The organism is Polaromonas sp. YR568, from assembly GCF_943369675.1.
Lineage (GTDB): Bacteria > Pseudomonadota > Gammaproteobacteria > Burkholderiales > Burkholderiaceae_C > Polaromonas.
In genome coordinates this window covers 33,435-46,450 of record NZ_CALROB020000003.1, presented here as the reverse complement: position 1 = coordinate 46,450, position 13,016 = coordinate 33,435, and the positions used below count along the sequence as shown (strand labels likewise).

Genomic DNA, 13,016 nt, shown 5'->3' with positions numbered 1-13,016 from the left:
TCAGGAATTGGACGCGGCCGGCGCCGCGTAGGCCTCGGGATCCAGCCGGTGCATTTCGGACTCGATCCAGGCTTCCACTTCGCGCATCAGCTCGTCCGGCTGGCGGCCGGCGCTGGGGATGGGCTTGCCGATGGAGATATCGACGATGCCCGGCGTCTTGACGAAGGCCTTGCGCGGCCAGCATTTGGCCGAGGTCACGGCGATGGGAATCACCGGCGCGCCGGTTTCGATGGCCAGGCGCGTGCCGCCGGATTTGTAGGTGCCCTTCTGCCCGCGCGGGATGCGCGTTCCCTCGGGGAACATGATGACCCAGGTGCCCTGCGCCATCAGGCGCTTGCCCTGCACCACGACCTTGTTGAAGGCCTGCGAGCGCTGGCTGCGGTCGATGTGGATCATGTCCATGCGCGCCATGGCCCAGCCGAAGAAGGGCACGTAGAGCAGCTCTTTCTTGAAGACGTAAGCCAGCGGGTGCGGCATCAGCGTGGGCATGCACAGGGTCTCCCAGGTGCTCTGGTGCTTGAGCAGCAGCACGGCCGCGCTGGTTTCGCCCGTGGGCAGGTTTTCCATGCCGGTTACCCGGTTCTGGATGCCCAGGATGAAGGTGCCGCCCTTGACCGCCACGCGCAGCCAGCCCGCGCACATCCAGTACATGGTGGTGCTGCTGACGAAGAGCGACGCGATGACCACGAAGGTGGCCCACGGAATGATGGTGACGGACATCCACAGAAGGTGCAGGACGGAGCGGATGAAAGGCATGAGAGAGGTTCCAGGTTCCGGCTGTCGGGTCAGGTTGGGAAGGCGGGCCGGCGCTGTGCCCGCCCGCTGTTTATATCGCCACCGGCAGCGGTCGGGCGCCGCGCTCCAGCAGGAAATCGGCGAAGGCCGGCAAATCGGCGTGCAACTGCGTGCCCGGAGGCAGGCCTTCGGGCTGGCCGCCGCCGCGGTAGCGCGCCGACTTGCCGGTGAGCACCAGGTGCGGCTCGCAGCCGGCCGCGGCGCCGGCCTGCAGGTCGCGCAGCGAATCGCCGGCCGTGGGCACGCCCGCCAGTTGCACGCCGAAGCGCGCGCCTATCTGCTCGAACAGGCCCGGCAAGGGCTTGCGGCAGGTGCAGCTTTCCTCGGGGCTGTGCGGGCAATAAAACACCGCGTCGATGCGGCCGCCCACGGCGGCCAGCATCTTGTGCATCTTGGCGTGCATGGCGTTGAGCGAAGCCACGTCGAACAGGCCGCGCCCCAGGCCCGACTGGTTGGACGCGATCACGACATGCCAGCCCGCGTGGTTGAGCCGCGCAATCGCCTCCAGCGAACCGGGCAGCGGCAACCATTCGTCCGGCGTCTTGACGAAGTCGTCGCTGTCGCTGTTGATGGTGCCGTCGCGGTCGAGGATGACGAGTTTCATGCGGAAGCTTCCTGTGCGCGGCGCTCAGTCCAATGGGTAATGTGCGCCAGGTCATGCCTGGACGCGTCGAGCAAACCAATGCGCTCAATCAAGGTGTCCAACACCACCAATTTGTGCGCCAACAAAATACGGACGAAATCAGCGTCCTTGCTTCTCCCGGCCGCACACTTGGAAACCGTCAGGTCGTGCAGGTCAGGGCAGATGGCGGTCACGTCACCCACGTAACGCAGTACTGCGCGCGTCATCCAGTCCGCCGGCAAACTGGCCGTTTCGGGACCGACCCCGTCCGCGTGATACCCGAAGGTATCGTGAAAAGTGGACAAGGCGCCGATGGCGCCATCAATCAGATCCGCTTTCTCAGGGTGCAGCGAAGGGTACAGGTCGATTTCGGTAGACCTCAGCAATTCGGGCGGCGGCTCATCCAGAAGCAGCAAAACAGCCTGGCTGCCGATCAGGACGAAGCTTGTTTCATTGGCTATGGCTGAGCTGGCACGCAGCACATGGGCAAGTTCACTACGCTGCATGTGAAACTCAAACAATGCTCTGGGTACGCAAGGCATGGCGCTCCGCAGGCGTCAGCACGAAGCCCAGCGGAGACGTGTTTCGCAACGTGGCGGCATGGTCGTCGTCAGCACAAACACGTTGTTCCAGTTCGAATAAATCACCGCCAAGCAACACCCGCCACTCCTGCATGTAGGGGTCGGATGCACCCGGGCCACGCTGATCCTGCCAGCGCTGCAATGTCTGGAGCGCACGCGTCACCAACGCGGGCGCGACCGCAAGCCGCCGGATGGCGGCACGGTGAAACACCTGCGTGAAGGCGTCGATTTGCTGCTGGGAGGGCATGGGTGAATTATCAAGCCGAACGATCAGCTTGCCAACCTGGACAAATCGGCCACGCGGTTCATCGCCTGGTGCAAGGTCGCCAGCAAGCCAAGACGATTGGCGCGCAGCGAGGGATCTTCGGCGTTGACCATCACGCCTTCAAAAAATGCATCCACAGGCGCCTTGAGAGCGGCCAACGCCTGCAGGGAAGCGGCGTAGTCACCCGCCGCGAAAGCCGCATCGGCCGTGGGCACGACGGATTGGAGCGCTTCGGCAAGCGATTTCTCGGCGGCTTCCTGCAGCAGCTCAGGCTTGATGGCGGCGTCAACCGTGCCTTCGGCTTTTTTCAGGATGTTGCCGACGCGCTTGTTGGCGGCTGCAAGCGCGGGCGCTTCGGGCAACGCGGCAAAAGCGCGCACGGCCGCCAGGCGCTTGGCGACGTCGCCCAGGCGCTGGGGTTTGAGCGCCAGCACGGCGTCCACCTCTTGCGCGCTGTAGCCCTGCTCGCGCAGGGAGCCGGCGAGGCGGTCGTAGATGAAATCCACCAGGGCAGCGGAAGCATCCTGGATCTTGTCGCCGAACACCGGCTGGGCGCTTTCGACCAGTTCGGCCAGGCCCAGGGGCAGGTCTTTTTCAACCAGCATGCGGATCACGCCGAGTGCATGGCGGCGCAGCGCAAACGGGTCCTTGTCGCCGGTCGGCAGGTTGCCGATGCCGAACATGCCGACCAGGGTTTCGAGCTTGTCGGCCAGCGCGACGATCACGCCGACATCGTTGCGCGGCAGTTCGTCGCCGGCAAAGCGCGGTTTGTAGTGGTCTTCGATCGCATCGGCCACGTCGGCGCTGAGGCCGTCGTTGAGCGCGTAGTAGCGGCCCATGGTGCCTTGCAGCTCGGGGAACTCGCCGACCATGTCGGTCACCAGGTCGGTCTTGGCGAGTTCGGCGGCGCGCTGCACGTCGGCCACATTGGCATTCAGGCGCTTGGCGACGGCCTCGGCAATCGCGCGCACACGCTGCGTGCGTTCGCCCTGCGTGCCCAGCTTGTTGTGGTACACCACCTTGCCCAGGCCTTCGACGCGCGAGGCCAGCGTTTTCTTGCGGTCCTGGTCGAAGAAGAACTTGGCGTCGGCCAGGCGCGGGCGCACCACGCGCTCATTGCCGCCAATCACGGCGCTCGCGTCGCTGGGGCTGATGTTGCTGACGACCAGAAATTGGTTGGTCAGCTTGCCGGCAGCATCGAGCAGCGGAAAGTATTTCTGGTTGGCCTTCATCGTGAGGATCAGGCATTCCTGCGGCACGCCCAGGAATTCTTTTTCGAATTCGCAGACCAGCACGTTGGGGCGTTCGACCAGCGCGGTCACTTCGTCGAGCAGGGCGTCGTCTTCAATCGCCTTGACGCCGCCGCCGACCTTGGCCGCGGCCGCCGCCAGCTGGCTGGCAATCTCGGCCTTGCGTTCGGCAAAACCGGCGATCACGGCGCCGTCTTTTCGCAACGTGGCAGCGTAGCTGTCGGCGTCTTTCAGCACGACAGGGTCCACCGCCGCTTCAAAGCGATGGCCGTGCGTGCTGTTGCCGGCCTTCAGGCCCAGCGCCTCAATGGCCACCACGTCGCTGCCATGCAGCGCGACCAGGCCGTGAGCCGGGCGCACAAACTTCACGTCGCTCCAGCCGTCGGCCAGCTGGTAGGTCATCCGCTTGTCGATAGGGAGTTTTGCAATAGCTTCGAGCAAGGCTTTCTGCAAACCTTCAACCAGCGAGGCACCCTTGACGGTGCTGTCATAGAACAGCGCCTCGGCCTTGCCGTCGGGCGCGCGCTTGAGGCCGGCCACCGCCGATGCATCGGTGCCCAGCGCCTGCAGCTTTTTGAGCAGCGCGGGCGTGGCATTGCCGGACGCATCCAGCCCCACGGCCACCGGCATGAGTTTTTGCGAGACAGCCTTGTCGGCGGCCTGGCCGGCCACCGCCGTGACGTGCGCGGCCAGGCGGCGCGGCGAGGCAAACGCGGTGAGTGCGGAACCGGCAGCCGTCAGGCCATGGGCCTTGAGCTGCTCGAACAGCACGCCGGCAAACGCGTCGCCGAGCTTTTTAAGCGCCTTGGGCGGCAGTTCTTCGACAAACAGTTCTACGAGAAGGTTTTGGGTCGTCATCGTCATCGCTCTCACGCAGCCTTCTTCGTCATCGGAGTCATTTGTGCCACCCACTCACGCGGCGCCATCGGGAAGCCCAGGCGCTCGCGGCTTTCGTAATAGCTTTGCGCCACGGCGCGGGCCAGGTTGCGGATGCGGCCTATGTAGGCGGCGCGTTCGGTCACGCTGATGGCGCCGCGCGCGTCCAGCAAATTGAAGCTGTGCGCGGCCTTGAGCACCTGCTCGTAGGCCGGCAGGGCCAGTTGCACCTCGATCAGGTGCTTGGCCTGCTTTTCATGCGCCGTGAAGGCGGTGAACAGGAAGTCGGCGTCGCTGTGCTCGAAGTTGTAGGTCGATTGCTCGACCTCGTTTTGTTTGTAGACGTCGCCGTAGCTCAGCCTGGAGCCGTCGGGTCCTTCGGTCCAGGTCAGGTTGTAGACGTTGTCCACGCCCTGCAGGTACATGGCCAGGCGTTCCAGGCCGTAGGTGATTTCGCCGGTGGCGGGCTTGCAGTCGATGCCGCCGACCTGCTGGAAGTAGGTGAACTGCGTGACTTCCATGCCGTTGAGCCAGACTTCCCAGCCCAGGCCCCAGGCGCCCAGCGTGGGATTTTCCCAATCGTCCTCGACGAATCGGATGTCGTTCTTCTTCAAATCGAACCCCAGGGCCTCGAGAGAGCCGAGATACAGCTCCAGGATGTTGGCGGGAGCGGGCTTGAGGACCACCTGGTACTGGTAGTAATGCTGCAGGCGGTTGGGGTTCTCGCCGTAGCGGCCGTCCTTGGGGCGGCGGCTGGGCTGCACATAGGCGGCTTTCCAGGGCTCGGGGCCGAGCGCGCGCAGAAAGGTGGCGGTGTGCGAGGTGCCGGCGCCGACCTCCATGTCATAGGGCTGCAGCAGCGCGCAGCCCTGGTCGGCCCAATAGGACTGCAGCTTCAGGATGATTTGCTGGAAAGTGAGCATAGGAATGGGTTGAGGGCAAAAGCGCGGCGCCAGTTGTGGCGCCGGGAGGGCGGGGCCGCACCGGGCGGCTCCGCAAAGACGTTCATGAAAAGGTTCATTTTACGCGGCGGCGCGCAGGCGCCGGGGCGGCTGTGGCCGGCGCCGCGTCGGACGGCACGTACCAGGCCGGCGCGGCCTTGAAGGCTTCGACCAGGAAGTCGACCATCACGCGGACTTTGGCGCTCAGGTGGCGCCGGCTGGGGTAGACGGCGAGTATGTCGATGTCGGGCATGCGGTAGCCGGGCAGCACCTGCACCAGCCGCCCTTCGCGCAGATCTTCCCCGACCAGGAAGGCCGGCTGCCAGATGATGCCCCGCCCGGCCAGCGCCGCCTGGCGCGCCGTGTCGCCGTTGTTGGTATGCATGACGTAGTTGACCCTGACCATGTACGGGCGCGCCTCTGCGTCCACAAAGTGCCACTCGTTGGCGGTGGCCGCATAGGTGTAGCCCAGGCAGCGGTGCGCCTCCAGGTCGGAGGGCACCCGGGGCGCGCCGTGCTGCTTGAGGTAAGCGGGCGACGCGCAGACGATGTTGTTGGAGGCGGCCAGCTTGCGCGCCGCATGGGTGGCGGGGCCGGCGCGCGAGATGCGGATGGCGAGGTCGAAGCCCTCTTCCACGATGTCGACCAGGCGGTCGGTGAGCGAGACGTCGAGTTCCACGTCGGGATAGCTTTGCATGAAGCGCGGCCACAGCGGCGCCAGCTGGTGTATGCCGAAGCTCAAGGGCGCGTTGATGCGCAGGCGCCCGCGCGGCTGCAGGGTGGCCGAGGAGGCCAGCGCTTCGGCGTCGGCGACTTCCTCGAGGATGGACTTGCTGCGCTCGTAGAGCGCCTCGCCGCTCTCGGTGAGCGAGAGCTTGCGCGAGCTGCGGTTGAGCAGGCGCGTGCCCAGGTGCGCCTCGAGGTCGTTGATGTAGCGCGTGACGTTGGCCGGCGAGGTGTCCAGCGCATCGGCCGCGCGCGTGAAACTACCGCGCCCCACGACGGCGGCAAACACCTCAAAAGCGCGTAAACGATCCATGGCGGCTTCCCCAGTCCTTGATGTTCATAAAACCTGAATGATTAAACCATCTTTCACCTCTTCTTCACATAGAACATAAACCATACATTGGACACATCGGCAGGCGAACAACACAGGCCGACCCGGAAAGTTTCATCAATTCACTCGAACAGGACACTGAAAATGACCACGCAAACCACCTCTTCACCATCCACCGCTGCACGGCGCTTTGACAACAAGACAGTGCTCGTCACCGGCGGCAACAGCGGCATCGGCCTGGCAACGGCGCTGCAATTCGCCGCCCAAGGCGCCCGCGTCATCATCACCGGCCGCGACCAGGCCACGCTGGACCTGGCCAAGGCCCAACTGGGCGCAGGCGCCATCGCGCTGCGCAACGATGCCGGCGAGCAAGGCTCCGCCAAGGCGCTGGCCGGCGCGCTGTCGGCCCAGGGCATCACGCTGGACGCGGTGTTCATCAACGCCGGCGTCGCCAGATTCGCGCCGCTTGAAGGCGTGGACGAGGCGCTGTGGGACCAGACTTTCAACGTCAACGTGAAGGGCGCCTACTTTGCGATCCAGGCGCTGTCACCGCTGCTGAACACGGGCGCGGCCGTCATCCTGAACGGCTCGATCAACGCGCACATCGGCATGCCCCACTCCAGCGTGTACGCCGCCAGCAAGGCCGCGCTGATTTCGCTGGCCAGGACGCTGTCGGCCGAGCTGGTGGTGCGCGGCATCCGCGTGAACGTGGTGAGCCCCGGCCCGGTCACCACCCCGCTGTACGGCAAGCTGGGCGTGCCCGCCGACCAGCTCGATGCGCTGGCCGCCGGTATCCAGGCGCAAATCCCGATCAAGCGCTTCGGCACGCCCGACGAAGTGGCCAGCGCCGTGGTCTACCTGTCCTCGCCGGACGCCGCCTTCATCGTGGGCGCGGAACTGATCGTGGACGGCGGGATGAGCCAGCTCTAAGCGCTATTGACTCATCGCGCCAATGAAAAAAGGGCGATGCCGGCAACGGCATCGCCCTTTTTTGTTTCGGCGAGGATCAGCGGCGGCGGAACAGCAGCGCCAGCACGGCAATGCCCAGGCCCAGCGCCCACAGCGGCCACAGGCCGTAGCGCGAAACCCAGTCGGCATAGGGCGTGATGCCGTTGCGGCCCTCGACCTCGCCGACCAGCACGCCGCGCGTGTGGCGTTCCAGCGAGTGCGTGACCTTGCCGGCGTGGTCGATGATGACGGTGGCGCCGGTGTTGGTGGCGCGGATCATGGGGCGGCTGAATTCCAGCGCGCGCATGCGCGAGATCTGCAGGTGCTGGTCTATGGCCACGGTGTTGCCAAACCAGGCGATGTTGCTGACGTTGACAAAAATCGTGGGCGCCAGCGCCGGGTCGATAAAGCGCGCGCCCAGTTCCTCGCCGAACAGGTCTTCGTAGCAGATGTTGGGCGCCAGCCGCTGGCCCTTCCAGTCGAAGGAGGCCTGGCCGACCGCGCCGCGGTTGAAGTCGCCCAGCGGGATGTGCATCATGTTGATGAACCAGCGGAAACCCGGCGGAACGAATTCGCCGAAAGGCACCAGGTGATGCTTGTCGAAGCGGTAGGGCTCGGCCTGCCCGGGCTTGAAGCCGAGCACCGAGTTGGCATAACCGGCCTGCGAGTTGCCCACGGGGATGCCGACCAGCGCCGCCTGCTGCCCGGCGGCAAAACGCCGCTGCAGCGCCTGCCAGTAGCCTTCGGGCAGCTGCATGGGCAGCAGCGGGATGGCGGTTTCAGGCGCCACCACCAGCGGCGTTTTTGCGTCGCGCAGCTGCTCGCCGTACCAGCGCAGCGCGGTGGCTACACCGGTGCCGCTCTGGAACTTTTCATTTTGTGGAATGTTGCCCTGCAGCAGCGTGACCTGCAGCGGCTCGCCGGCCGGGGTGAAGGCCGCCGCGCCCGGGAGGGCGCTTTGCACCGGCAGGTAGGCGCCGACGATGCTGAGCACCACGATGCAAACCGCAGTCACCCAGCGCGTGCGGGAGGCGCGCAAGGCCATCGCCAGCCACGCTGCGGCCAGCGCCGCCAGCATGGTGATGCCGTGCACGCCGATCCAGGCGGCCAGCGGCCTGGCCCAGCCGTCCACATGGGCATAACCGCCCTCGCCCCAGGGAAAGCCGGTGAAAAATTCAACGCGGGCCAGCTCGGCCAGCAGCCACAGCGCGGCGAACACCACGGCGCGCGGAAACTTGCGGGCCGGGGCCAGCCGCACGAAGAGCGCGCCGGCCGCGGCGTAATACAGGGACAGGAAGGCGGCCAGCAACACGATGGCCAGCACCGTCAGCGGCGCGGCCAGGCCGCCGTAGAAATGCATGGAGATAAACATCCACCAGAAGGTGCTGCACAGCATCGCCGTGCCGAAGAGGCCGCCCAGCCAGGCGGCGCGCTTCCAGGAGCGGCAGCTGTCGATCTGCGCGGCGAACAGGAACATCGCCAGCAGCTGCATCCACCACACCGGCAAGCCCTGCGCGAAGCCGAAATCAAACGGCCAGGCCATGCTGGCGGCGTGCATGCAACCGGCAATCAGGACGATGACGGCCTGGAAGGGGGAAAAGCCCTTGCGCGGCGGCAGGTTGCGCGCGTGTTCGAGCAAGGCGGGCAAGGTCGGCAGATGGGACATCATGCTGTGAATGGAGTCCCGTGCCATAGTTGCCCTCTATATATATTGTGTTGTCAGGCGCCGGCGGAAACCGGCGATACCTTGAACCAGCGCACCGCGCCACCCTTGGTGTGCAGCACCGTGAATTGCAGGCCGGCCAGCGCGTAGTGTTCGCCGCGCTTGGGAACGTGGCCCATCTCATGCGCGACCAGCCCGCCTATGGTGTCGAAATCGGTTTCGGGCAGCGTCACGCCGAAAGCCTCGTTGACACGCTCGATCGAGGTGTCGCCGCTGACGCGGTAGGTGTGGTCGGTCAGGCCGAAGATGTCGCCGTCGTCCTCGGCAATGTCGAACTCGTCCTCGATCTCACCGACGATCTGCTCGAGCACGTCTTCAATCGTGATCAGGCCGGCCACGCGGCCGAACTCGTCGATGACGATGGCCAGGTGGTTGCGGTTGCCGCGGAACTCGCGCAGCAGGTCGTTCAGGCCCTTGCTTTCCGGCACGAAGACGGCGGGGCGCAGCAAGGCCTTGATGTTGAGTTCGGGCGCGCGCTGCAGCTTGAGCAAATCCTTGGCCATCAGGATGCCGAGGATGTTTTCCTTTTCGCCTTCATAGACGGGAAAGCGCGAGTGGGCGGTGTCGATGACCAGGTGCAGCAGCTCGTCGAAAGGCGCGTCGATGTTGATCACATCCATGCGCGGCGCGGCCACCATGACGTCGCCGGCCGTCATGTCGGCCATGCGGATCACGCCCTCGAGCATTTCACGGCTCTGGGCGCCGATAACGTCATTGTCCTGGGCCTCCACCAGGGTTTCGATCAACTCATCTTTAGAGTCGGGACCGGGGTGGAGCATTTCAGCGAGCTTTTGCAGAAAGCCTCGCTTGTCTTCCGGCCTGGAAGACCGACTGGGGGGAACGTCGGACACGTGATGGCGGTCGGTAGTTGTGAAGGGGGTAAGGATAGCTGAAATCTTTGACGGTGCGGGGCATGGATTGGGCGGGAACTGGTTTAAAGGTATTTTCCCGTTCTCTGCCATGGAATGTGGGGTTTCTTCGCTACTTATTTAATAGCAGATCAGGTTCGTTTTCAGGCGGACGAATCCTTTGGTTGTATTGGCCGCCGGGGTGGGTTCTGGGCCGGGTCTTGCGCCGGCCTTGCGCGCTTGTGGACTTTGCATAGGGTGGCTGGCCGGGAGTGGCCCGGCCAGCAAGCCTCATCAACGAGCACACCCCAAGAACAAGAGCCGCCCCCGACCTGCAAGGTCAAAAACTACATGGGCATCCGGTCCCGACCTGCCCTCACCCCTTGCCGCACTTCCTGGATCACCCCCAGCAAATCCCAGAACTGCTTGGCCTGGACCTTGAGCCGGTAGTCGGTCTGGGCGATCTGCTCTTCAACCATTTCGGTCATACGCGAATCCAGGTCGGCCGGCGGCAGCTTCAAGTAGGCCTCGCTCTCGGAGCCGTCGCGCACGATGGTGGCACCGGCCTTGCGGGCGATGTTGAGCATGGCGGTGTTTTCGCTGAGCGCGTGGATGAACATCATGTCGACGCCGTCGTTGCGGGCGTGCATGACGGCGCGGTCGAACAGGCGCGAGCCGTAGCCGCGGCCGCGGGCCTGGGCCAGCACAGAGACGCCGAATTCGGCGCAGCTTTTAAGGTTGGGGTCGGTCGAATGCGCCAGGTGGGCCATGGCGATCAGTTGCAGCTTGCGGTTGTAGATGCCGAAGATCTCGTCGCGGTCGAAGTTCAGGCCGTCGACGTAGCGGCGTATCTGTTCGTCGTTGGCCGAGTAGCCGAAGCGCAGGTAGCGGTCGTTCGGTTCCAGCGCCAGCAGGTGGGCGGCGATGCGTTCCCCGTGGCTGGGGCCTATGGAACGGATGGGGACCATGACGGGCTGGGCGCGTGGGCTGGCAGGCTGCTGTGGAGCGTGCGCCGTCCCGACAACGGGCGGGCGGAAGAACTCCTTGCTCGCGTTGTAGGAGGCTTTGAAAAATGTGCCGGGTGAAACCATGGCGTCAATATAAGGGTTTTCCCTAGAATACCCAGTCTAGGGGCTTCTCCCCTGGCGTCTATAGGGAGGCTTGCGGGTTTCCGGATCATGGCGCGTGGACTCCATCCATGGGAACTTTTGGACTACAAACTCTCGCCGCGAGGGCCGGCGGTGGGTATTTCACAAAATGGCTGAACGTTGCACTGCAACAACAAATCCAGGAGCCCCAGCCTTGTTCGCCATTGGCTACCCGCTTGTTGACGCGGAGCTGACTCGCCCCAGGCCTTACAAAGGCACGGCCGTGGTGGCTTTGACCCGGTCCAGCACAAAGCTGGTTTTGCAGTCCTGCACGCTGGGGTGCTTGAGCAGGGTGTCCATGATGAAGCGGCTGTAGTGGGCCATGTCTTGCACCAGCACGCGCAGCAGATAGTCCATTTCGCCGGTCAGGGCCGCGCATTCGGCGACTTCGGGCCAGGTCTGCACGCTGGCGCGGAAAAGGTCCATGGGGTTGCGCTTGTGGCTTTCGGTGTGCTTTTCGAGCCGCACGTTGAGGTACGCGGTCAGGCCCAGGCCCACAGCTTCGGGTTTGACCAGCGCGACATAGCGGTCAATGACGCCGCTTTCCTCCAGCCGCTTGACGCGCCTGAGGACGGCGCTGGGCGACAGGCCCACCTGTTCGGCGAGCTGGTCATAGGTGGCGCGGCCGTCGTCCTGAAGCTTGCGCAAAATCTGCCGGTCTAGCTTGTCGAGTGTTTCCATGTCGCTAATTTTGCAGGTTTACTGCGTCAAAGGCAATTCAAGCGCCCTATTTCGCAGTAAAACTGACGCCCGACGCCGCTAAAGTCAAATGCATAACCCCCATTTTGGAGACAAGCATGAACGCACGCACCGACACCGCCCTGAACTTTGAAAAAGGCGCGGCCTGGGACAACCCCATGGGCACCGACGGTTTTGAGTTCATCGAGTACGCCGCGCCGGACCCGGCCGCCATGGCCGCGCTGTTCGAGCGCATGGGCTTCAAGCCGATCGCCAAACACCGCCACAAGAACGTGACACTGTACCGCCAGGGCGGCATCAACTTCATCCTGAATGCCGAGCCCGATTCGTTCGCGCAGCGCTTTGCGCGCCAGCACGGCCCCAGCGTCTGCGCCATCGCCTTTCGCGTGAAGGACGCCAAGTTTGCGTACGAGCGCGCCATTTCGCTGGGCGCCTGGGGTTATGCCCATACGGCGGGCCCGGGCGAGCTGAACATCCCGGCGATCAAGGGCATCGGCGACTCCATCATTTATTTCATCGACAAATGGCGCGGCAAGAACGGCGCGCAACCCGGCGACATTGGCAACATCGGTTTTTACGACGTGGACTTCGAGCCGCTGCCCGGCGTCGACGGCGACGCGCTGAATCCGGCGGGCCACGGCCTGACCTACATCGACCACCTGACGCACAACGTGCACCGCGGCCGCATGGACGAGTGGGCCGGCTTTTACGAGCGGCTGTTCAGCTTCCGTGAGATCCGCTACTTCGACATCGAAGGCCAGGTCACCGGCGTGAAAAGCAAGGCCATGACCAGCCCCTGCGGCAAAATCCGCATCCCGATCAACGAAGAGGGCAACGAGAAGGCCGGCCAGATCCAGGAGTACCTGGACAAATACCAGGGCGAGGGCATACAGCACATCGCCATGGGCAGCAACGACCTGTTCGCCACGGTGGACGCGCTGCGCGCCAGCGGCGTGAAGCTGCTGGACACCATAGACACCTATTACGAGCTGGTCGACAAGCGCATCCCGGGCCACGGCGAAAGCGTGGCGGACCTGAAGAAACGCAAGATTCTGGTGGACGGCAAGAAGGGCGCGCTGCTGCTGCAGATCTTCAGCGAAAACCAGCTGGGCCCCATCTTCTTCGAGTTCATCCAGCGCAAGGGCGACGACGGTTTCGGCGAGGGCAACTTCAAGGCGCTGTTCGAGAGCATTGAGCTGGACCAGATGCGCCGCGGGGTGCTGGCGGGCGGGAAAGCGGCCTGACGGGCGGGCGCACAATAAA

At 64.5% G+C, this 13,016-nt stretch carries 13 protein-coding genes; 2 read left to right on the top strand and 11 right to left on the bottom strand.

Annotated elements, in window-relative coordinates:
• The 7 genes from ACLV8F_RS02220 to ACLV8F_RS02190 form a co-directional block, all read right to left on the bottom strand.
• Positions 1-756, bottom strand: coding sequence for a lysophospholipid acyltransferase family protein (locus ACLV8F_RS02220; protein ID WP_411882611.1), 756 nt, complete (start codon positions 754-756; stop codon positions 1-3).
• Between the two features lie 70 nt (positions 757-826).
• A complete protein-coding gene (gmhB, locus tag ACLV8F_RS02215) occupies positions 827-1,399 on the bottom strand; it encodes a D-glycero-beta-D-manno-heptose 1,7-bisphosphate 7-phosphatase (RefSeq protein ID WP_411882610.1) in 573 nt (190 codons plus the stop codon).
• Positions 1,396-1,923, bottom strand: coding sequence for a DUF6036 family nucleotidyltransferase (locus tag ACLV8F_RS02210; RefSeq protein ID WP_411882609.1), 528 nt, complete (start codon positions 1,921-1,923; stop codon positions 1,396-1,398). The genes gmhB and ACLV8F_RS02210 overlap by 4 nt, the downstream gene beginning before the upstream one ends.
• A gap of 7 nt (positions 1,924-1,930) precedes the next feature.
• Positions 1,931-2,245, bottom strand: a complete 315-nt coding sequence (locus ACLV8F_RS02205; protein WP_411882608.1) for a hypothetical protein — start codon at positions 2,243-2,245, stop codon at positions 1,931-1,933.
• Between the two features lie 23 nt (positions 2,246-2,268).
• Positions 2,269-4,371, bottom strand: a complete 2,103-nt coding sequence (glyS, locus tag ACLV8F_RS02200; protein WP_411882607.1) for a glycine--tRNA ligase subunit beta — start codon at positions 4,369-4,371, stop codon at positions 2,269-2,271.
• Between the two features lie 11 nt (positions 4,372-4,382).
• Positions 4,383-5,312, bottom strand: coding sequence for a glycine--tRNA ligase subunit alpha (gene glyQ, locus ACLV8F_RS02195; protein ID WP_411882606.1), 930 nt, complete (start codon positions 5,310-5,312; stop codon positions 4,383-4,385).
• A gap of 94 nt (positions 5,313-5,406) precedes the next feature.
• On the bottom strand, positions 5,407-6,369 hold the full coding sequence (locus ACLV8F_RS02190) for a LysR family transcriptional regulator (RefSeq protein WP_411882605.1): 963 nt from the start codon (positions 6,367-6,369) through the stop codon (positions 5,407-5,409).
• A gap of 162 nt (positions 6,370-6,531) precedes the next feature.
• Here ACLV8F_RS02190 and ACLV8F_RS02185 point away from each other — a divergent pair, with 162 nt between their 5' ends.
• Positions 6,532-7,317 (top strand): SDR family oxidoreductase, encoded by a 786-nt coding sequence (locus ACLV8F_RS02185; protein ID WP_411882604.1) that lies wholly within the window; start codon positions 6,532-6,534, stop codon positions 7,315-7,317.
• A gap of 76 nt (positions 7,318-7,393) precedes the next feature.
• Here ACLV8F_RS02185 and lnt read toward each other — a convergent pair whose 3' ends face one another.
• From lnt to ACLV8F_RS02165, 4 genes are all read right to left on the bottom strand, one after another.
• Entirely contained in the window at positions 7,394-9,001 is a 1,608-nt protein-coding gene (gene lnt / locus ACLV8F_RS02180) for an apolipoprotein N-acyltransferase (protein ID WP_411882603.1), read from the bottom strand.
• Between the two features lie 53 nt (positions 9,002-9,054).
• Positions 9,055-9,837, bottom strand: a complete 783-nt coding sequence (locus ACLV8F_RS02175; protein ID WP_411882602.1) for an HlyC/CorC family transporter — start codon at positions 9,835-9,837, stop codon at positions 9,055-9,057.
• Between the two features lie 416 nt (positions 9,838-10,253).
• Positions 10,254-10,997 carry an N-acetyltransferase family protein gene (locus ACLV8F_RS02170; protein ID WP_411882601.1) on the bottom strand — a complete coding sequence of 248 codons (744 nt, stop codon included), beginning with the start codon at positions 10,995-10,997 and terminating at the stop codon, positions 10,254-10,256.
• Between the two features lie 264 nt (positions 10,998-11,261).
• Complete coding sequence (locus ACLV8F_RS02165) at positions 11,262-11,735, bottom strand: Lrp/AsnC family transcriptional regulator (RefSeq protein WP_411881160.1); 474 nt, start codon at positions 11,733-11,735, stop codon at positions 11,262-11,264.
• Between the two features lie 116 nt (positions 11,736-11,851).
• Between ACLV8F_RS02165 and hppD the strand changes: the two genes are divergently transcribed.
• Complete coding sequence (gene hppD / locus ACLV8F_RS02160) at positions 11,852-12,997, top strand: 4-hydroxyphenylpyruvate dioxygenase (protein ID WP_411882600.1); 1,146 nt, start codon at positions 11,852-11,854, stop codon at positions 12,995-12,997.
• Positions 12,998-13,016 lie beyond the last annotated feature (19 nt).